This window comes from Bacillus sp. JS (genome assembly GCF_000259365.1).
GTDB classification, from domain to species: Bacteria; Bacillota; Bacilli; order Bacillales; family Bacillaceae; genus Bacillus; species Bacillus stercoris.
Genome location: NC_017743.1, coordinates 1,785,501 through 1,806,280, shown reverse-complemented (window position 1 = coordinate 1,806,280; position 20,780 = coordinate 1,785,501). Strand labels below are relative to the sequence as shown.

At 43.1% G+C, this 20,780-nt stretch carries 18 protein-coding genes; all 18 read right to left on the bottom strand.

From position 1 onward, the window contains the following. Positions 1–49 precede the first annotated feature (49 nt). Positions 50–1,336 (bottom strand): EF-P 5-aminopentanol modification-associated protein YfmH, encoded by a 1,287-nt coding sequence (gene yfmH, locus MY9_RS09230; protein ID WP_014664015.1) that lies wholly within the window; start codon positions 1,334–1,336, stop codon positions 50–52. Next, positions 1,333–2,613 (bottom strand): EF-P 5-aminopentanol modification-associated protein YfmF, encoded by a 1,281-nt coding sequence (gene yfmF / locus MY9_RS09225; RefSeq protein WP_014664014.1) that lies wholly within the window; start codon positions 2,611–2,613, stop codon positions 1,333–1,335. Before yfmF ends, yfmH begins: the two co-directional genes overlap by 4 nt. A 198-nt stretch (positions 2,614–2,811) precedes the next feature. Continuing rightward, positions 2,812–4,023, bottom strand: a complete 1,212-nt coding sequence (gene bcbE / locus MY9_RS09220; RefSeq protein WP_080478329.1) for a bacillibactin exporter BcbE — start codon at positions 4,021–4,023, stop codon at positions 2,812–2,814. 136 nt (positions 4,024–4,159) lie between these two features. Next, positions 4,160–4,885 (bottom strand): GntR family transcriptional regulator, encoded by a 726-nt coding sequence (locus tag MY9_RS09215; RefSeq protein ID WP_003245732.1) that lies wholly within the window; start codon positions 4,883–4,885, stop codon positions 4,160–4,162. Between the two features lie 144 nt (positions 4,886–5,029). Beyond that, positions 5,030–7,393 carry a DNA translocase SpoIIIE gene (gene spoIIIE / locus MY9_RS09210; protein WP_041521337.1) on the bottom strand — a complete coding sequence of 788 codons (2,364 nt, stop codon included), beginning with the start codon at positions 7,391–7,393 and terminating at the stop codon, positions 5,030–5,032. Between the two features lie 130 nt (positions 7,394–7,523). Continuing rightward, a complete protein-coding gene (tepJ, locus tag MY9_RS09205; RefSeq protein ID WP_003231871.1) occupies positions 7,524–7,736 on the bottom strand; it encodes a TepA modulator TepJ in 213 nt (70 codons plus the stop codon). Further along, a complete protein-coding gene (gene tepA, locus MY9_RS09200; protein WP_014664011.1) occupies positions 7,733–8,470 on the bottom strand; it encodes a translocation-enhancing protein TepA in 738 nt (245 codons plus the stop codon). Before tepA ends, tepJ begins: the two co-directional genes overlap by 4 nt. A 116-nt stretch (positions 8,471–8,586) precedes the next feature. Next, positions 8,587–10,254 (bottom strand): ribonuclease J2, encoded by a 1,668-nt coding sequence (gene rnjB / locus MY9_RS09195; protein WP_014664010.1) that lies wholly within the window; start codon positions 10,252–10,254, stop codon positions 8,587–8,589. Positions 10,255–10,431: 177 nt separating this feature from the next. Further along, positions 10,432–11,304: a 4-hydroxy-tetrahydrodipicolinate synthase gene (gene dapA, locus MY9_RS09190; RefSeq protein WP_014664009.1), complete on the bottom strand. Its 873-nt coding sequence runs from the start codon at positions 11,302–11,304 to the stop codon at positions 10,432–10,434. A 30-nt stretch (positions 11,305–11,334) separates the two neighbouring features. After that, positions 11,335–12,549, bottom strand: coding sequence for an aspartate kinase (dapG, locus tag MY9_RS09185; RefSeq protein ID WP_014664008.1), 1,215 nt, complete (start codon positions 12,547–12,549; stop codon positions 11,335–11,337). A gap of 91 nt (positions 12,550–12,640) precedes the next feature. Continuing rightward, positions 12,641–13,681 (bottom strand): aspartate-semialdehyde dehydrogenase, encoded by a 1,041-nt coding sequence (asd, locus tag MY9_RS09180; protein ID WP_014664007.1) that lies wholly within the window; start codon positions 13,679–13,681, stop codon positions 12,641–12,643. Positions 13,682–13,806: 125 nt separating this feature from the next. Then, a complete protein-coding gene (dpaB, locus tag MY9_RS09175; protein ID WP_014664006.1) occupies positions 13,807–14,409 on the bottom strand; it encodes a dipicolinate synthase subunit B in 603 nt (200 codons plus the stop codon). Positions 14,410–14,411: 2 nt separating this feature from the next. Beyond that, positions 14,412–15,305 (bottom strand): dipicolinic acid synthetase subunit A, encoded by an 894-nt coding sequence (dpaA, locus tag MY9_RS09170; RefSeq protein ID WP_014664005.1) that lies wholly within the window; start codon positions 15,303–15,305, stop codon positions 14,412–14,414. A gap of 174 nt (positions 15,306–15,479) precedes the next feature. Beyond that, positions 15,480–15,737: a YlmC/YmxH family sporulation protein gene (locus MY9_RS09160; protein ID WP_014664003.1), complete on the bottom strand. Its 258-nt coding sequence runs from the start codon at positions 15,735–15,737 to the stop codon at positions 15,480–15,482. Between the two features lie 77 nt (positions 15,738–15,814). After that, positions 15,815–17,044 carry a M16 family metallopeptidase gene (locus MY9_RS09155; RefSeq protein ID WP_014664002.1) on the bottom strand — a complete coding sequence of 410 codons (1,230 nt, stop codon included), beginning with the start codon at positions 17,042–17,044 and terminating at the stop codon, positions 15,815–15,817. 39 nt (positions 17,045–17,083) lie between these two features. Next, entirely contained in the window at positions 17,084–18,043 is a 960-nt protein-coding gene (locus MY9_RS09150) for a polysaccharide deacetylase family protein (RefSeq protein WP_014664001.1), read from the bottom strand. 116 nt (positions 18,044–18,159) lie between these two features. Continuing rightward, entirely contained in the window at positions 18,160–20,277 is a 2,118-nt protein-coding gene (gene pnp / locus MY9_RS09145; protein ID WP_014664000.1) for a polyribonucleotide nucleotidyltransferase, read from the bottom strand. 172 nt (positions 20,278–20,449) lie between these two features. Further along, entirely contained in the window at positions 20,450–20,719 is a 270-nt protein-coding gene (rpsO, locus tag MY9_RS09140) for a 30S ribosomal protein S15 (RefSeq protein WP_003220957.1), read from the bottom strand. Between the last annotated feature and the right edge of the window lie 61 nt (positions 20,720–20,780).

The window sequence follows — 20,780 nt, the reverse complement described above, 5'->3', positions numbered from 1 at the left end:
TTCCCTCTTTCCGCACAAAAACACCCCTCACACTGGAGGGATGTTTTGTTTATGATTTAGGAACAACCTTGCATACAGTCAGTCTGTCTGCAGCAATTTCCTCTTGTATGACTTTCTGCACATCCTCGATAGTAATCTGCTCGAGTACCGTTGCGACGTCAAACAGGCTCATATCCAAGAATGCATAACGGGTAAATTGATTAGCGATGTATTCAGGGGAATTCAGCGCTTTTAAGAATGTACCGATCTTTTTCTTTCTGGCCAGTTCAATCTTTTCAGCGGTAATCAATTCGCCCGCGCGCAAAAGCATGCTTGAAACGTCTTCAGCCAATTGATCAGGATCAGGCGTATCTCCGCCGATCGCTGCAAAACCGAACCCATATTCAGCAGTAAAATCAAAGCTGAACGTTTCGTCAATATATCCTTTTTCATAAAGTGATTCATACTGGGCAGAGCTTTTTCCGAAAAGAGCTTCAAGCAATAAGTTCATAGAAAGTTCATGCTTTAACAGCTCTTTGCCTAATCTAAACGGGTTCTTTGATTTTAACCCGACAAGGCATTTCGGTCCCTGCACGTTCATTTTGATCTCTTTTTCTTTTCGGAAAACCGCTTCTTGCTCTTTCACTTCTTCACGTTTGATTTCCGGCTGATCGGTATACGGCTTTTTCTCCTGATTTTCTCTGACCTGCGAAATGATCGCTTCAGGATCTACCGGGCCGACAATGAATAGGAGCATGTTGCTCGGGTGATAAAACGTTTCATAGCATTCATAAAGAAGATCTTTTGTAATATGTGAAATGCTTTCCACTGTTCCCGCTATGTCAATTCTGACAGGATGCTCTTTGTACATGTTTTCAATGACTCCGAAGTAAAGCCTCCAATCAGGGTTATCATCGTACATGTTAATCTCCTGCCCGATAATCCCTTTTTCTTTTTCAACCGTTTTTTCAGTGAAATATGGGTCCTGCACGAAATCGATGAGCGTCTCTAAATTGCGTTCAACATTTGATGTGCTTGAGAAAAGATAAGCCGTTCTTGTAAATGACGTAAACGCATTGGCAGAAGCACCCTGTTTGCTGAAATCTTGAAAAACGTCTCCGTCCGCTTTTTCAAACAGCTTGTGCTCAAGAAAATGGGCGATCCCGTCCGGCACGTGAACCATCTCATTTTTATCTAAAGGGACAAACCGGTTATCTATTGAGCCGTACTTTGTTGTAAAGACCGCATATGTCTTGTTGAAGCCTTTTTTCGGCAAAACGTATACGTCAAGGCCGTTGGACATTTTTTCATGATACAGCGTCTCCTGAAGCTGTTCATATTCGATTGGTTTGATCAAGATGCTCCCTCCGTCCCTTTTAAGAAATAAGTCGTATCAAGCTGAATCTTTTCGCCGGCTTTAATGATATCCTCTTTTGTGACATTCTCAATATTGGCAAGAAAGTCTTCGATAGGAATCTCGACTTGAGCAGCGGCCTGCTGATATAAAAATTCAGTTAAACCGTATGCAGTATCAATCGTTTCCAGCACTTGGTTGCGAATGACGGCTTTTGTCTGTGCGATGTCCTGCTCACTGAAATCGCCGTTTTTCATTGCCTGAAACTGCTCCGCAATAATCGAAACAGCCTGTTCGTAATTTTTTACTTCAATGCCTGACATCACCATTAACAAGCCTTTAAAACTTTCTATACGCGAAGCGGCGTAGTAAGCAAGGCTGGCTTTTTCCCGAACGTTAATGAAAAGTTTAGAGTGAGAGAATCCGCCGAACAATCCGTTAAACACTTGTAAAGCCGGATAGTCCTGATCTGTATAAGTGATGCCGGTGCGGTAGCCGATATTCAGCTTTCCTTGTTTGACATCTTCCTCATCAATCACTTCTTTTGCTTGAACTTTTTCATCAGCCCGATTGTTTTCAATCATGCCAAGAGTGCGCTCTTCGGTTTGGAAATACTTATCAATGGCCGTTTGCACCTGCTTACTGTCCACATCACCGACAACATAAAGATCAAGCTGGTCTTTTTGGATAGCACTTTGGTATGTTTCGTATAATTGCTCGGCCGTAATGTCATCGACATCGTCGATTTCACCATTGACATGGAGCGCGTAAGGCTCATTTTGGCACATTTCCTGTATCAGTCTTAAATTCGAGTAGCGCATTTTATCATCATAGACGGCTTGGATTCTTTGCTTAAGCGTCCGTTTTTCTTGAGCCACATATTGCGCCTGAAAAGCGCCCCCCTCTAAAGCAGGTGAAAAGACGATTTCTGCGAGAAGCTGAAGCCCTTTCTCAAGAAGCGGTGTTTGGTCTTTTAAATATTTTTCATTCGGGATTTCAAGCCTGAACGTAATGACGTGCCGCTCTCCTTTTTTCGTAAGGTCCGCCGATACTGATGTGCCGTACAGCTCATCCAAATAGGAACGCAATTCTGAGGTTTTCGGATGGCTTTTCGTTCCGCGAAGAAGCACATGCGGGAGAAGCGCTCTTTTGGTGACTTGATCCTTTGTCAGCGGCGCAAGCATCTTAAAAATAAGCGAGACGGTTTTAAATTTTTCTGTTTCTACAATGTGTGCGGTTAAACCGCCGTGCTTTGTTTTGAGTTCATTAACATATGACATATGGAACCTCCTTCGTTCATTTCTTCATTAGTATGTATTATGACCAATTTTAAGCATACGCAGAAACACTCTTTCATGTAATTATAGCAACTGTAGGATTTATAAGGAAACAATAACCTCCACATACGGTATAGTAAGTTCTTTTCCAATCTCGGCGATGGTTGGAACCTGCAAGGGCGCGCAAAAAAAGACGGTTGGCTAGACCGTCCCTAAGTTTTTTTCTTCTTCTTCACTTTTTTTAGCATCTATAGTAAATAGCACTAAAAATAAAGAAACAATGCTGCAAAACGCCGAGAGTATGAAAATAATCCAGTTTGCATTTGACATTAATGCAGCAAAAACAGGCGGGCCGAGAGCCACTCCTATAAAGCGCATGCTATTGTAGAAGGAGGATATGGTTCCGCATTGCTCACTTTCAATACCTTCGGTTATCAATGCATCTAAAGCAGGAAGAGCCATGCCAATCCCAATCCCGCCAAAGCTTAAAAAGACAAATAAAAAATAAAAACTGTGGTTCCACCACAAGGCAATAAACGACAGGGTTAACAGAATCATTCCTGTCACAACGCAAAATTTCATTCGGCCTTTATCTTTACCGATCTTTTTGCCAGCTATAAAAGAACTGGTTGACAAAAACAAAAGTGGGATTGCCAGTAATCCGCCTTTAGCTACTCCGTCAATGGCATACTTGTTCTCCAGCGTATCTGACAAATAAAATAATACGCCAAATAACAAAAACATAATGACACACCCGATAATGAAGACCGTATAAAGCCAGCGCCCATCCTGCTTAAAGATTTTCTTCACGCTCTTGATAAACTCAGAAACCGCAGGCGCATCTTCATCTTCTTCAGGCTTGGCCACTAAAAACAATACGAGCAAAAAGCTGATCAAACAGAAAAACGGAATAAACCAAAACGGTACAAACCAGTACCAGGAAGCCAGTAATGCGCCAAGTATGGGACTCAGTACCTTCCCTGACGTGTTAGCGGTTTCAATATCTCCAAGTCCAGCGCTGACCTTTTCATCGTCTCCTTCAAACAGGTCACCGATAAACGGCATGACAATAGGAGCGGCACCCGCAGAACCGATGCCTTGAAGAACACGCCCCGCCAAGATCATAGCATAAGGATTTTTCATGTAGGTTGAGGCAAAAGCAGCTACCACTCCACCTAATCCTGCAATGAGGAGACATGGAAGCAATATTTTTTTCCTCCCGAAACGATCCGACAAATATCCGGCAATCGGAATGCAAATAATTGCCACTACGGAATATACAGTAATGATTAACGACACTTGAAATGAAGTCACCGACAGCTTTTTTTCCATCATCGGAAGAACAGGAATCAGCATGGAGTTCCCAAGTGTCATCACAAGCGGGACGGAAGACAATGCAATAATATTTTTCATTCCATTTTTCTTTCTCAACATTTTCACCCATTCACTTTCTTGTCATCTCTTATATATTGCGTTAACCGGAATGAAAGTATGTACAAAGAAACATGAATCAGTGCAAATAAAAAAACAGACACACAAGCGTCCGTTTTTAGAATCGTTTACGCAAAACATGAAATCTGAATTTATCGGCTCTGAAATAATTTAACGAGTAAAGCACCGGTTTATCGTGCTGATCGTAATGGGTTTGTTTTAACAGTAAAAGTGCTGTTTCCGGATCGCATTCCAGCACTGGAGAAATGGTATCGTGATAGCCGATCGGTTCTATATCAGTTACTGCATAACTGATTACGGAGCCTGAATTTTTCTCAAGCAGGTCAAACATAGATTCTTGCTGATGAGAAAAAGAATTCGGCAAAATATTCATCGGAATTTTGTCTATACAATATACAATCGGCTGTCCGTCAGCTGTTCTAACACGTTCAAGATAAAAAAGTTCTTGCCCTTCTGCCAAATGAAACCTCTTCGTATCATCCTCAGACGGCATAAGCACTTGTGATGACAGAAAAATCGTGCCAGGGGTCATATTTGCCTGTTCTATCATCTTCGTTACACTGTTCAGCTGTTCAATGCCCGAAAGAAATAACGGCTTAGAATGGACAAAAGTGCCTACACCATGCCTTCTGATAATCACATGTTCTTCTTCCAATATCCGCAAGGCTTCTCTTAGCGTCGCTCTGCTCACACCTAGCTTTTTGGAAAGCTCAAATTCAGAAGGCAGCTTTTCCTTCTCCGTGTAGATCCCATTTTTTATATCCTCTTTAATTCGTTCAATTACTTTCAAATACAAGTGCCGATTATCAGCTTTTGTAGACATGTTTCCCCTCCGTAAACCACTTTCGATAAAAATTATTGAACAATTGGGACAACTATATCATGTTTTGTCGAAAAAATAAATAGAAAGCTTATCAGTTTACATAATGTTGTTATTGATAACTAAAGGAAAATGGAACTCCCTTCATTAAGAAGAGAGCTCATCATATTTCTCTTTTGATAATAAGACTTCCCTAGGTTTGCTGCCTTCATACGGCCCGACAACGCCGCGTTCCTCCATTGCGTCAATCAGGCGCGCCGCTCTCGTATAGCCGATTCTGAATCTTCTTTGCAGCATTGAAACAGATGCCGTCTGCATGCCGACGATTAATTCAACAGCTTCATCATAAAGTTCATCAGTAACCTCTGAATGAGTTTCCGTTGTCTCCTCAGGAATCATTTCTTCTTGATATTGCGCTTTCTGCTGTGTGATCACATGGTCGACGATCTTCTCCACTTCGTCATCCGACAAAAATGCTCCTTGTACACGGACAGGTTTGTTAGCCCCTACAGGTAAAAACAGCATATCGCCGCGGCCGAGAAGCTTCTCAGCGCCGCCCATGTCAAGAATGGTCCTTGAATCCGTCTGCGAAGATACGCTGAACGCGATTCGTGACGGAATATTCGCTTTGATCACCCCTGTGATAACGTCCACCGAAGGCCGCTGCGTCGCAATAATGAGATGGATGCCTGCAGCACGCGCCATTTGGGACAATCTCGTAATCGAATCTTCCACATCAGACGAAGCGACCATCATGAGATCGGCAAGCTCGTCCACAATGACAACAATATAAGGAAGCTCCGGCTGTTTCGCTCCTTCTTCATTGTTGGCGCGTTTTATATAATCATTGTATCCTTCAATATTTCGTGTACCCGTATGAGAAAATAATTCGTACCGCCGCTCCATTTCATTGACAACCTTTTTCAAAGCCTGCGATGCTTTTTTCGGGTCGGTTACAACCGGAGCAAGCAGGTGCGGAATCCCGTTGTAGACATTCAGCTCTACCATTTTAGGATCGATCATCATCATTTTCACTTCATGCGGTTTTGCGCGCATTAAAATACTTGTAATAATGCCGTTGACACAGACACTTTTTCCGCTCCCGGTTGCGCCTGCGACCAAAAGGTGGGGCATCTTATTTAACTCAGCCAATACAGCTTCACCTGAAATATTGCGGCCAAGTCCAATTAACAACTTCGCATCCGGCCTGTCATTTAATTTAGACTCCAGCACTTCCTTCAGCGAAACCATTGCCACTTCTGCGTTTGGAACCTCAATTCCGATTGCCGATTTGCCTGGTATAGGCGCTTCGATCCTGATATCCTTCGCAGCAAGCGCCAGCGCTAAATCATCGCTTAAATTGACAATTTTGCTAACCTTCACTCCGACATCAGGATACACTTCGTATTTTGTTACGGCCGGCCCGAGATGAACCTGTGTCACTTTCGCCTTTACGCCAAAGCTTTGGAAGGTCCGTTCAAGCTTTCTCGCATTTTCATAAATATTCTTTTTATCAGCCTGCTGGCCGGTATGCTTTGGATCTGCCAGTAAATCCAGTGACGGCATCTCGTAATCCTTATTTTCAAGCTCCGTAAAGGTCATAGGAGGAGCAGAAACAGTTTCCTGATCACCTGTCTCTGGTTGGATGTCCTGAAGCGGCTCCGATACAGGTTCGGTGCGCTTTTCTATAACTGGAGACTCATCCTCTTCATTACGATCAGAAAAGCTTGAGATAATTGGTTCTGAATGGACAAGAGGCGATTCTGTCTCAGAATCCCCTTCTTCATCAGAAGGCTCCGGTTCCATTTGCTGTTTTTTGCGGACCGGTTTTTGTTTTTTGCTAGGCGCTTTTGTTTTTTTCGATGACTGCATATTTGATTTGACGGATTTCATATCATCAATAAATGCCAACCATTGTTCTTTTATAAAGCGTCCAATCGGGCTCATCCACTTTTTTAGCGTTTCTTGCAGTGATCGTCCTGTGACTAAAATCATGCCGATCAAAATCATGACAATCGCCATGATCTGAGAACCAGTTGACGCAAACAAGAAGTGTGAAGCTGCAAACAGCAGCGCACCGATCATCCCTCCGCCTAAATCAGGAGAAGCAGAGCTGCCATTCATGTCCATTAAAAACAATTCCCACGTATTGCGGACCACGCTTGCGGACTCAATAGTCCCTTTGTGCGTCAAATTTTTAAACAGCTGCACGTGAGAAAGCAGCAATATGCTTGCGATGATACAGTACAACCCGGCCTTTCGTCTCGTTAATAGGCTTGGGGTTTTCTTCTTCCAAAACAGCGAGACTCCTAACACCAATAAACCTAACAAGCATAAAATAAACCACTCTCCAGCAAAAAAGCGGAACAAATAGATAAATGTTTGCCCGACTACCCCCAGCTGCAAGATTGCGATAATTGAAATGGCTATACACAGCAGTCCGTTGAGTTCGTATTTTATATTGAGCTGTTTCGCCTGTTTTTTTCTTGATTTTCGTTTTTTCTTTGCCACACTCATCACCTTACTGCGTTAAAAAATGTAAGTTCATACATAATGAAGAAAGCAGCCGTTTACAGGCTGCGTTTTTTCTGTAGGATTCCCCTATTATAGCATATTTTGCCCTTAAAAAAGGATTGGATTCTTATACGTTTAATTTCAGCTTTTGTCCCGGTGAAATGTCCGGATGCAGAAAATGCATTGGGTTTGTGCTCATAATTTGAATGACTTCCGCTTCATTTCCTTTCATTTCGACCAGAAGCGGTACACCTTTATATTCTATTTGCTCATGTGCGCTCGTTTCTTGGTTCTGTTCTGCAAACACAATTTCCTGCGGCATCACGGTATACAGAATCATTGAATCATCCGTCCTTCTTCTTTCCTTGCTGCCTCTATGAGCTCATTCAGTTTATTGATTGCCTGTCCGACGCCGCCTGCGTGATCAATCAATCCGTATTCAACTGCATCCTTACCGACTACATTTGTTCCGATATCCCGTGTTAAGTTTCCTTTTGAAAACATTAGCTCTTTAAATTTCTCTTCGGTTATATTGGAATGGCTTGTGACAAATTTAACAACTCTTTCTTGCATCTTATCCAGGTATTCAAACGTTTGCGGCACCCCGATGACCAGACCTGTGAGCCTAACGGGGTGAATCGTCATCGTTGCTGTTTCGGCGATATAGCTGTAATCACAGGATACAGCAATCGGAACGCCGATGGAATGACCCCCGCCAAGCACGATAGAAACGGTCGGTTTCGATAAAGATGCCAGCATTTCCGCAATTGCTAGACCGGCTTCAACATCTCCTCCCACAGTATTTAATATAATCAGCAGGCCTTCAATTTTAGGATTTTGTTCAATTGCCACAATCTGTGGGATGACATGCTCATATTTTGTTGTTTTGTTTTGCGGAGGGAGCTGAACATGGCCTTCTATTTGTCCGATTATAGTCAGACAATGAATATTTGTATCTTGGGGCAGCTGTGGAAGTGACGTTTCACCAAGCTGCTGTATTTTATTCATAATGCTGTCTTTCGCATCATTTTTTTCAGAACGCTCTTCTTCTGTATTTTCCATACGATGATCCATCTCGCTTTCACCCTTTCCGAGTTTCTCTTTGTATTATGAACAAAGATACTCAATTCAATCCCGGCTTAAAGGGCAAAAAAATAAAGACCGGAGCTGCTCCGGTCTTTAGTCAGTCATTATACTTCCATAATAATTGGGATGATCATCGGTTTACGTTTCGTTTTTTCATAAAGGAATTGGTTCAAAGCATCACGCATTGCCTGCTTCAGCGTTGACCATTCAACATTTGATGTTTCAGTCGCTTCTGTCACGATGGAACGAACAAGCTCAGTAGCCTGTACGATAAGACCTTCAGACTCTCTTACATAAACAAAACCGCGAGTGATAATTTCTGGTCCTGATACAAGATGTTTCTTTTGTTTATCAAGTGTAATGACAACGATTAAGATTCCGTCCTGTGAAAGCAAGCGGCGGTCTCTCAATACGATATTGCCGATATCACCGACACCTAACCCATCAATTAAAATATTGCCGTAAGGAACTTTATCCCCGATTTTTACGTTTTGGCCGCGGAACTCAACGACGTCTCCTTTTTCAATTAAGAAGATGTCACTGCGCTTCATGCCGGTTTCTTCAGCGATTTTTGAATGGGCTTTTTGCATTCTGTATTCGCCGTTTACAGGAATTAAATATTTTGGTTTAAGCAGATTGATCATCAGCTTTAACTCTTCTTGTGAGCCGTGGCCTGATACATGAACACGCTTTTGGGCAAAGATGACTTGTGCACCGGCTCTCGCAAGTAGGTCCACTGTTTTAGAATAAATGAGTTCCTGCCCGGGAATTGGAGTTGACGCAATGACAACCGTATCCCCTTCTTCAATGTTCAGCTGTTTGTGAGCTTTGTTTGCCATTCTTGTAAGGGCAGCTAATGGTTCACCTTGGCTTCCAGCTGTAATAATGGCCACTTCACGCTTCGGATATTTCTTGACATCCTGTACTGAAATAAATAATTCATCATCTGCTTCAATGTATCCTAACTTTCTTGCCAGCTGCAGGACAGATTGAAGATTTTTTCCGGCTACGGCAATCTTTCTGCCATTTTGAGCCGCTGCATGAATGACTTGCTGAATCCGGTTAATATTGGATGCGAAAACAGCAATAATCACCCGGTTTTCTGAATTATACAGCGCATCCGAAATTTCTCCGCTGACAGCCGATTCCGAAGGAGTATAACCCGGCCGTTCCGCATTTGCACTGTCAGAAAGCAGGGCAAGCACACCGCTATTTCCGATCTTGGCGATTTCGCCAATGTCGCACGTCTGATTAAGTGCAGGTGTTTGGTCAAATTTGAAGTCTCCCGTGCATACAATAGATCCAAGTGATGTTTTAAAGCTCACACCTACAGAATCAGGGATGCTGTGAATCGTTCTAAAGAACGATACCTTTGTCGATTCAAATGTAATGACAGATTTGGAGTGAATTTCTCTTAAATCAGTTTTTCGGTTATGTCCGTATTGTTTTAATTTCTCTCTTAACAGCGCAAGCGTCAGCTTTGTTCCGTAAACCGGAACGGACAGCTTGTTTAATAAGTAAAAAACGCCGCCGATATTTTCATCGTGCCCGTGCGTTAAAAAGATTGCCTTGACGCGATCAGCCCGTTCAATCAAATATGATATGTCAGGAATCACCACATCAATACCGAGCATTTCATTTTCTGGATGCATAAGGCCGGCATCAACGACAAAAATGTCTGAGTCAATTTCGATGACATAAAGGTTCTTCCCAATCTCTCCGACACCGCCAAGGGCGATAATTCTAACGTTTTCTGTATTTTTCTTTTTCAAAATCTATATCCTCCTAGTCTCATACCCGTCCATCATCACTTGTTCCTATTATAACTGAAAGTAAATTTAGAAAACAAGATAAAGCAGAAGGTTTAGGGAAAACCAATATGTAAAAGAAACGGTCAAACTCAGCTGAATGTGAGAATGACCGCGTTTGTTTCACTGTATGAAATTTTCTTACAGTTCGCTGATCGTGCTGCTTAAGCTCAGACGTTCATCCTCGGTTAACGGGACAAGAGGCAGACGCACAGAACCGACATCAAGACCTCTCAGCTGAAGCGCTGTTTTGACTGGAGCAGGGTTAGGCGCTTTAAACAGTTCCTTCATAATCGGCAGCAGTTTCTGATGAATCAGTGCCGCATTAGCTGTTTGCCCATTCGTATAATTTTTGATCATTTGCTGCATATCTGTGCCTGCGATATGGCTCGCCACTGACACAACTCCTCTTCCTCCAACTGAAAGAATTGGAAGCGTCAGAGCGTCATCCCCTGAATAGACATAGAAGTCTTCAGGCGTTTCAGCAATAATTTTTGTAATCGCTTCGAGGTCGCCGCTCGCTTCTTTAATCGCAACAACATTCGGAATGTCTGCCGCCAAACGGATCGTCGTTTCAGGAGCCAGAGAAGCAACCGTACGGCCCGGAACATTATAAAGCATAACCGGAAGTGATGTCTCTGCCGAAATTGCTTTAAAATGCTGGTACATTCCCTCTTGGGAAGGTTTATTGTAATACGGCGTAACAAGCATAACAGCGTCCACGCCTGCTTCCTCAGCTTTTTTTGTCAGCTTAATGGAATCTTTCGTATTGTTGCTTCCAGTACCGGCGATAACCGGAACCCGTCCGTTTACTTCTTTTACCGTATATTCAAAAAGCGCAATTTTTTCTTCAGTTGATAGGGTTGGAGATTCTCCAGTTGTTCCCGCTACTACTAAAGAATCCGTTCCGTTTTTCAACAAGTAGTCAATCAGTGTAGACAGTTTTTGAAAGTCTACGTTCCCTTTATTGTCAAAAGGTGTAATCATCGCTGTAGACACATTTCCGAAATTCATTTTATTCACCTCATCATGATTCAATCACATTTACTTGGAAAGTTCAAACACTTCATGCAAAGCGTTTACAGCAGGAACCATATCCGCTTCATGGACGAGCACCCATATCGTCGTATGGCTGTCAGCCGACTGAAGAATCGGAATTTCTTTTTCTGAAAGAGCTGACACAATTTTGGACGTAACACCGGGAACACCCATAATGCCCGCACCGACCGCCGATACCTTCGCGCAGTTTCTTGTTACCATTGGATCATAGCCCATATCCATTAAAATACGCTGAGCTGTTTCTGTTTTATTTCCGGCTACCGTATAAACGATTTCACTAGGTGTAATGTTAAAGAAATCGACACTGATTCCAGCGTTCGCCATTGCCTTGAACACTTCAGTCTGAACATTATACTGGCCGATTTTGGAAGGCACCTTGAACTGCGTGACATCTTTGACATGAGCGATTCCCGTAATCAGCCTTTCAAAAACATCACTGCCGACCTTGGAAGAGTGATGTGATGTCACCAATGTACCTTTATCCTTCGAATAAGTCGAACGCACGCGGATCGGAACCTTGGCCTGCATCGCGATTTCCACAGCACGCGGATGAATGACCTTAGCCCCCTGATACGCTAGGTTGCAGATTTCCGTATACGTCACGACAGGAAGCGGTTTCGCATTTTCCACAACTCTTGGGTCTGCAGTCATTACACCTTCTACATCGGTGAAAATATCGATGTATTCTGCATCAACAGCTGCTCCGAGTGCGGCTGCAGACGTATCACTGCCCCCTCTGCCGATTGTTGTTGTATCACCTTTTTCAGTTGCGCCCTGGAAGCCTGCGACGACGACCGCATCATGATTGGCGAGCATACCGAATAAACGCTCCGGTCTCATTTCAATGATTTTCGCATTGGTATGCTGATCATTCGTTAAAAAGCCAGCCTGAGCCCCTGTCAGCGCAGCTGCTTTCACACCGTTATCAAGCAGCATGCTTGTAAATACGACAGAGGAAATGGTCTCTCCGCAAGATAAAAGCAAATCCTGCTCCCTTGGAGAAATCGCTGACTGATCGCCGTAAAGCAGCCCCAGCAAAGAATCTGTTGCATACGGGTCTCCTTTTCGGCCCATCGCTGAAACGACAACGACAACCTTATATCCTTCACTGATTGCTTCTTTAATATGCTCTAAAGCCAGTTTGCGGCCTTTATCATCTTTTACTGATGTTCCGCCGAACTTTTGAACAATTATCTTCACTGTTTTCACTCCAAATTATTCGGACGTAACAGAAGAGAGCAGGCTGATAGTGCCTTACTCTCTTCTATTCGTCTTTAGGAAATTCTCTCTTTTATACGAGGTTTAGTTTTTTCAGGCTTTCTGCAATTTGAACAGAGTTCCATGCTGCGCCTTTTAATAGGTTATCAGAAACAACCCATAAATGAAAACCGTTTGCTCTGTCCAAGTCTTTACGGATGCGGCCTACAAACACATCGTTTTTGCCGACAGCATCAGCAGGCATCGGATAAAGCTGCTGGCTCGGGTCATCCTGAAGTGTCACACCCGGAGCTTCTTTTAATAGATTTTTAATATCTTCAACTGTAGCGTCATCACGGTCTATTTCAATGTAGACAGACTCTGAGTGCCCAGTTTGAATTGGCAGTCTCACACATGTAGCCGCTACTTGAAGGTCAGGCATGTGCATGATTTTTTTCGTTTCATTGATCATTTTCATTTCTTCAAACGTATAGCCGTTATCCTGGAATTTATCAATTTGCGGAATCGCGTTGAAGGCGATTTGATAGTGTTTTTTGTCACCTTTTACAGGCATGATCTCAGGCTCTATTTCTTCTTTATTTAAAATTGCCTGTGTTTGGCTGTAAAGCTCTTTTACAGCTTCATTACCCGCTCCTGATACTGCCTGGTAAGTTGATACGATGACTTTGTTTAAGCCGTATGTTTTACGGATCGGCTCAAGAGCCGCAACCATTTGGATTGTAGAGCAGTTTGGATTGGCAATAATGCCGTTGTGTTCATGCAAGTCTGCCTCATTCACTTCTGGCACAACAAGCGGTGTATTTTCGTCCATGCGGAATGCGCTCGTATTATCTATAACAATAGCGCCGCGTTTTACAGCTTCTGGTGCCAATGCTTGTGATACGCTTCCGCCGGCGCTGAACAAAGCAATATTTACCCCTTCAAAGCTCTCAGGAGAAGCTTCCTGAACAGTCAGCTCTTGGCCTTTAAACGTGACTTTTGTCCCCGCAGAGCGTTTTGAAGATAGCAATGTAAGTGTGTCCATTTCAAAGTTTCTGTCTTCAAGTGTTTTAAGCATTTGTTGTCCCACAGCCCCTGTCGCTCCGACAACAGCTACGTGTAAACCTCTTCCCATCTGTAAAACTCCTTCCGCCAATCAGCTTCATTGAATTGATTTGACTATGATTTTACGTTTTATTTTACCATAGAATATGCGGGTGATGACCGAATTTTTTAGTTTGGGAATGATTTTCTGTAAATTTAGTCATTTCCCTGATAATTCTCAACGAGAACCGGCTGAAGCTGCTGGTGCAATAGTGCCTTTTCAATCGTTTGCGGAAGCAGATCCATTTTGGCTACCATTGAATTCGGTTTTTTAAATGGATCGTCTTGCCCGAATGGAATAAAAAAGATATTTTTTGTTGACATGAGCCTCATTAAATTTGTTCCGTTTAAACCGAGTGCATCATTTGTTGAGATACCTAGAACGACTGGCCGATTGTTTCGGATTGTCGCTTTTGCCGCCATCAGCACCGGGCTGTCCGTCATGGCATTTGCCAGCTTGCTCATTGAATTGCCTGTTAAAGGCGCAATGACCATGCAGTCAAGGGGCAGCTTCGGCCCAAGGGGTTCTGCCTTTACAATCGAATCAATGGCCTCATATCCAGTCAGGTCTTCAATTTTTTTAACCCATTCTGCACCCTCTCCAAATCGGGTATTTGTGGATTTTACGTTAAATGTGACAACCGGACGAACTTCAGCTCCTTCGTTGACCAACGCCTCAATTTGCGGAAAAACCGCTTCATATGTGCAATGCGACCCGGTCAGCCCGAACCCGATTCTTTTTCCTTTTAATGACGACATCCTTATTTCCCCTCCTCAGCTTGTATTTCAGCCAAAAGCTTGCTCAAGACGTTTGCAAGGATTTGCCCAGCCGTTTTAGGAGCGACAATCCCTGGAAGGCCGGGAGCAAGAAGTGCTTTAATCCCCTGTTTTTCTGCATATTTAAAATCCGTTCCTCCGGGACGTGAGGCCAGATCCAATATTAAGGTTTTCGGTGTCATACAAGAAAGTACCGCTTGATTTAAAATCATACTCGGTATGGTATTAATGCAAATATCTATATCTTTCACATGCTCTTTCAGCTCATCGGTATGAAAAGGAACGAGCCCCATTTCAGTGATACGTGCCAGATGCGCTGAACTTCTTGCTCCCACTTTTACATTCGCCCCGAGCGCGGCAAATGTCCGGGCAATCGTCATCCCGGTGCGCCCGAGACCGAGAACGGCCACCTGAGATCCGTGTATCGTATAATCCGTGTGCTGAATAGCCAGCATAATCGTTCCTTCTACTGTCGGAATAGAGTTGTATATCGCAATGTCATCCCGCTCAAACAGCTTAACAAGTTTTCTTTTTGCCTGAGCTGCAATGTTTTCTAAATAGGCATTAGAAATACCCGAGAAAATAACACAATGTGCAGGCGTTTTGTTGAGATGGTCCTGTTTTAACACAACCTCTTCATTCGAAAATACAGTCGATACGACACCTTCTCCTGTTGTTGCGGATACTGGGAGAATGATGCTATCTATTTGTTGAAAAGGAATTTCATCAATATTGCATTTTACTGCTCCGGTAAAACCGTGATCCAATTGGTCAAATCCGACAAGATAGATGTCAGCCTGCTGTTCAGTGAGCTTTCTTATAATTTCGAGCTGTCTTGCGTCACCGCCGATAACTGCAATTTTCAATCCGGTTAACATTCTAAACGTTCACCTTCTTTGTATATACTGGATCTCTAGTTGTTAAGCTCCCCTTCATCTTATGATCAAAAGGAAATACCGGTGAATATAAAAGATGCGCTTTTTCTATATAAAAAAACATCGGCTCTGGCAGCCGATGTTTCAGATGTTTTCTTTAGAACCCAATTGGTCGATTTACTCTTGTCGAGGAGACATTTCCTCAGGTACATCTAATATGATCATATCTGATCCGATCTTTTGAATATGATGCCATGGGACGCGAATGTCATGACCTTGTTTTCTTAAACCAAACCACTTAACTGTGGGAATGAGGAGTGCTGTAATTTGTCCATCCTGTTCATTAATTTCTAAATCGGTCTGGCCGAGCACTCCGAGCCGTTCAGCTCTTTTGATGTCTACAATTTCCTTTCCTGATAATTCACTGAGCCGCATGTCTGTCACCCCCTTGTACTATGTATGATGAAAAGGATTAAAAAATGCCTGCCCCATTATTGGGCAGGCTTTCCTTTTTAAGATGGCATATTGCCGGAAGGGCTGATCAGTGCTAATGCATAGTCTTCGGTGAACAATTGTCTGGCAAGGCCGTTGACACGCTCTAAGTTCACGGCGTTTAATTCATTGATGATCTGATCTAATGTTTTATGTTTGCCGAGAAGCAGTTCATTTTTCCCGTTTCGGCTCATTTTGCTATTTGTGCTTTCTAAGCTCAGCATTAAGCTTCCCTTCATTTGCTCTTTGCTGTTTTCCAGCTCTTTCGAAGTAATACCGTCACGTTTTAATGTAGCAAGCGTTTCTTGAATTGTTTCTGACAGCTGCTGAAGCTGATTTGCACCCGTTCCGCCGTAAATCGTTAGCATTCCGCTGTCTTCATACGAGCTGTGGTAGCTGTAAACAGAATAAGCAAGGCCTTTATCTTCACGGACATCTTGGAACAGCCGGCTGCTCATGCTGCCTCCGAGCACATTGTTGAGGACGATTAAATCATAAATACGTTCATGGCCAACCTCTAAGCCTTTAAATCCAAGGCACAAATGAGCCTGCTCTGTTTCTTTTTTTCTCGTCAGTTTTTCCGTGTGGAACTCAGGCTTCTCAAGGCCTGTCGCTTTGCCTTTCGCCTCGTATGACCCGAACCATTTTTCTACATCTTTGATAAAACTGTCAGATATATTGCCCGCTACCGAAATCACCACTCGGTCCGGCGTATAATAATCATGCATGTATTGTCTGAGAGAGTCACCGTTAAAGGAAGCAAGCGTTTCTTCCGTGCCAAGAATTGGGTAGCCTAAAGAATGATTGCCGTAAGTGGCTTTGCTCAGTAAATCATGCACAATGTCGTCCGGCGCATCTTCGTACATTTTAATTTCTTCATATACTACATTTTTCTCTTTTTTCAGCTCGTTTTCATCAAACGTTGAATGAAAGAACATATCTGCTAATACGTCCAGCGCGTAATTCGCATGCTCGTCAAGCACCTTTGCATAGTAGCAGGTATATTCCTTTGAAGTAAACGCATTGACTTGACCGCCAATACGATCAAAAGATTCTGCTATCTCACGTGCAGATTTTGTGCTCGTCCCTTTAAAGAACATGTGCTCTAAAAAGTGAGAAATTCCGTTTATCTCCGGCGTTTCATGTCTCGACCCTGTGCCGATCCATACGCCGATCGCAACAGAACGGACTGTCGGGTTATTTTCCAGCACAACTCTTACACCATTTTGACACGTATATCGTTTAATCAAATTTGTTCCTCCTATTCAAAGACAAGCTGCCTTCATCTGTTACTTCAATAGTCTTGTTTCATCCATTAGTTCAGTGACTGTTCCAAGTGCGTATCCTTTGTCTTTTATCTTTGTAATCAGCGCTTCAAGACTTTCCGCCGTAGGGTCAGTCGGATGCATTAAAATCATGGCACCATTATGTATCTTGCTTAACACTCTTGTCTGAAGTACAGACGGAGCCGGCTTTTGCCAATCGATTGTATCAACTGTCCACATAACTGTTCCCATCTGTTTCTCAGCTGCAATATCGATAACCGCTTTTCTGAAACTTCCGCTAGGCGGAGCGAACCACTTTGGCTTAACGCCGATCGTTTGTTCTATTTGCTCATTTGTCTTGTCGAGCTGCTCGGAAATTCTTCCTGTAGTCAGTTTGCTCATATCCGGATGATTGTATGAATGATTTCCGATTTCATGTCCGTCTTTTGCAATCTTCTTAGCGAGCTGTTCATTGTTTCTCACCCAATTGCCTTCTAAAAAGAACGTAGCTTTGACATGGTGCTTTTGCAGAATAGGAAGCATTTTTTCCAAATACTCATTTCCCCATGCCACATTGATTAAAAAAGCCACCATCGGTTTGTCAGGATTTCCTTTATAAATAGGCTCAGGCTGAAGTGACTCAAGATGAACGCTTGGTTTTACTTGGCTGTACACCAGGTCATTTTCCCGAAACTCGCCATGCTTTTTCATTTTTTTATATGATTGTTCAATATTGACCTTTAATCCATTGTAGCCAGGAATGCTTTTCCACACTTTATCGATTCTTGCATTCTGGGGCTTAACTTCGTACTCCGGCGCTTTTTGAAGCAATTCTTCATATAACGGGTCTTTGGACGCCGTGACAGTCACCGTATCTTTTTTCATTGCCCCTATATAATCAAGTGCATGCGGATTTTCCATCATCTCAAATGAGACAAAAAAAAGAAATAAAAAAACGGCAAACGGTACAAATTTTTTGTACATGTTCTGTCCCCCCTCACCTCACATTATGAAGAAGAAGGACAAGGTAGAACCCGCCTGCTTTTGAAAAGCTTCAAAATAAAGAAGCCGGGTCTCCCAGGCTCCTTTTATGTTTTCATTTAAGATTGTTGTTCTTCTTTTTCTTTCTCTTCACGGAGCACCGCTTTGCGAGACAAATTCACTCGTCCTTGTTTGTCAATTTCAGTGACCTTGACAAGAATCTCGTCTCCGATCTTCACAACATCTTCAACTTTCCCTACGCGTTCAAGCGCAAGCTCTGAAATGTGCACCAAACCGTCTTTTCCGCTGAAAATTTCAACGAAAGCCCCGAATTTTTCAATCCGTTTCACTTTACCTAGGTAAAGCTGGCCGACTTCAACCTCTCTGACAAGGTCTTCAATGATTTTTTTCGCTTTTTGGTTGCCGCTTTCATCTGTAGAAGAAATGAAGATTGTGCCGTCCTGCTCAATATCAATTTTAACACCGGTTTCTTCGATGATCTTATTGATTTGTTTTCCGCTTGGTCCGATGACATCGCGGATTTTATCAGGATTAATGGTCATTGTTAAGATCTTAGGCGCATATCGAGAAAGCTCTTTTCTTGATTCGCTTAATGTTGCAAGCATGCTGTTGAGGATTTCCATTCTGCCCTTTTTCGCCTGCTGAAGCGCTTCTTCAAGAATCTCTCTGGAAAGGCCTTCAATTTTAATGTCCATTTGCAGGGCCGTTACGCCTTTTTCAGTTCCCGCTACTTTAAAGTCCATATCTCCAAGCGCGTCTTCCATGCCTTGGATGTCAGTCAAAACAGTGTAATGTTCGCCTGATTTGACAAGACCCATCGCAATACCAGCAACTGGCGCTTTAATCGGTACACCTGCATCCATCATTGCAAGTGTGCTTGCGCAAATGCTTGCTTGAGACGTAGAACCGTTTGATTCAAGCACTTCTGAAACAAGACGGACAGTATAAGGAAAGTCTTTTTCAGACGGAATAACTGGCTCAAGCGCGCGCTCACCCAGTGCTCCATGTCCGATTTCACGACGTCCCGGTCCGCGCATCGGTCCTGTTTCCCCAACGCTAAATTGCGGGAAGTTGTAGTGATGCATAAACCGTTTCGACTCTTCGACACCTAAGCCGTCAAGGATTTGCACATCTCCCAGAGCACCTAGCGTACATACGCTGAGGGCCTGAGTTTGTCCCCTTGTAAATAGACCTGAACCGTGCGTTCTTGGCAAGAGGCCAACTTCTGAAGAAAGCGGGCGGATTTGATCGACACCTCGGCCGTCCGGTCTTACTTTCTCTTCAGTAATCAGGCGGCGAACTTCATTTTTCACCAGCTTAGATAAAATCTGCTTCACTTGTTTGATTGTATCTTCATCATGCTCTTCATCCTCGAATTTTGCCACAACTGCGCTCTTCACTTCGTTAATGGCATCTTCTCGAGCATGCTTTTCATGAACTTGGATAGCTTTCAGCAGATCCTCTTCTGCTAAAGCTTTTACTTTTTCGTTAAGCTCTTCATCAATTTCAAAGAGCTTAATTTCTGATTTCTCTTTGCCAACTGCCGCAACAATTTCTTCTTGGAATGCAATCAGGCGTTTAATCTCTTCATGGCCGAACATAATGCCTTCAAGCATGATTTCCTCAGGAACTTCGTCCGCTCCCGCTTCTACCATGTTAATGGCATCTTTCGTGCCGGCAACGACAAGATTGATGTCGCTTTTTTCAAGCTGATCAACTGTTGGGTTAATGATAAATTGATCATCAATGCGTCCGACAGTAACCCCTGCAATTGGTCCTTCAAACGGAATATCCGATACAGAAAGCGCAAGAGATGAACCGAACATGGCAGCCATTTCTGAAGAGCAGTTTTGGTCAACACTCATGACAATGCTGATGACTTGAACTTCATTACGGAATCCATCGGCAAACAAAGGACGGATCGGACGGTCAATTAAACGGCTGGCAAGAACCGCTTTTTCACTCGGGCGTCCTTCTCTTTTAATAAAGCCGCCCGGAATTTTCCCTACCGCATATAATCTTTCTTCATAGTTTACAGTAAGAGGGAAGAAATCAAGCGGTTTTGGTTCTTTTGAAGCGGTTGCTGTACTAAGTACTGCTGTATCACCGTAGCGGATCATCACAGCACCATTTGCCTGTTTGGCAAGCTGGCCGGTTTCAACAGTAAGCGTTCTTCCGGCCCAATCTATGGTAAAGACGTGTTTTTCTTGTCCCATACGATTACGAACTCCTCTCTTCGTTGTGTGAAATAATCAATTACTCCTATTATGAACGAAATGAATTGAACATATCAATGTCAAAGTAGTATGTAAAAGGATTTCAATGATTTGTTATAAGAAATTTCGCTTTAATACGATAAAAAAGCGGGAATCCTCCCGCTTTTTACGATTATCGACGTAAGCCTAGTTTGTTAATTAACTCACGGTAACGAGTTACGTCTTTATTACGTAGATACGTAAGAAGATTACGACGCTTACCTACCATTTTAAGAAGACCGCGACGTGAGTGGTGGTCTTTCTTGTGAGTACGTAAATGCTCGTTCAAGTTGTTAATTGAGTCAGTTAGGATAGCGATCTGAACTTCTGGAGATCCAGTATCAGATTCGTGTGTTTTGAACTCGTTGATGAGTTGGTTTTTACGCTCTTGAGTAATTGCCATCCTGTTTCACCTCCAAATCATATTTAGCCCCAGTTACCTAGCAACCGTCGGTGACTTCGGA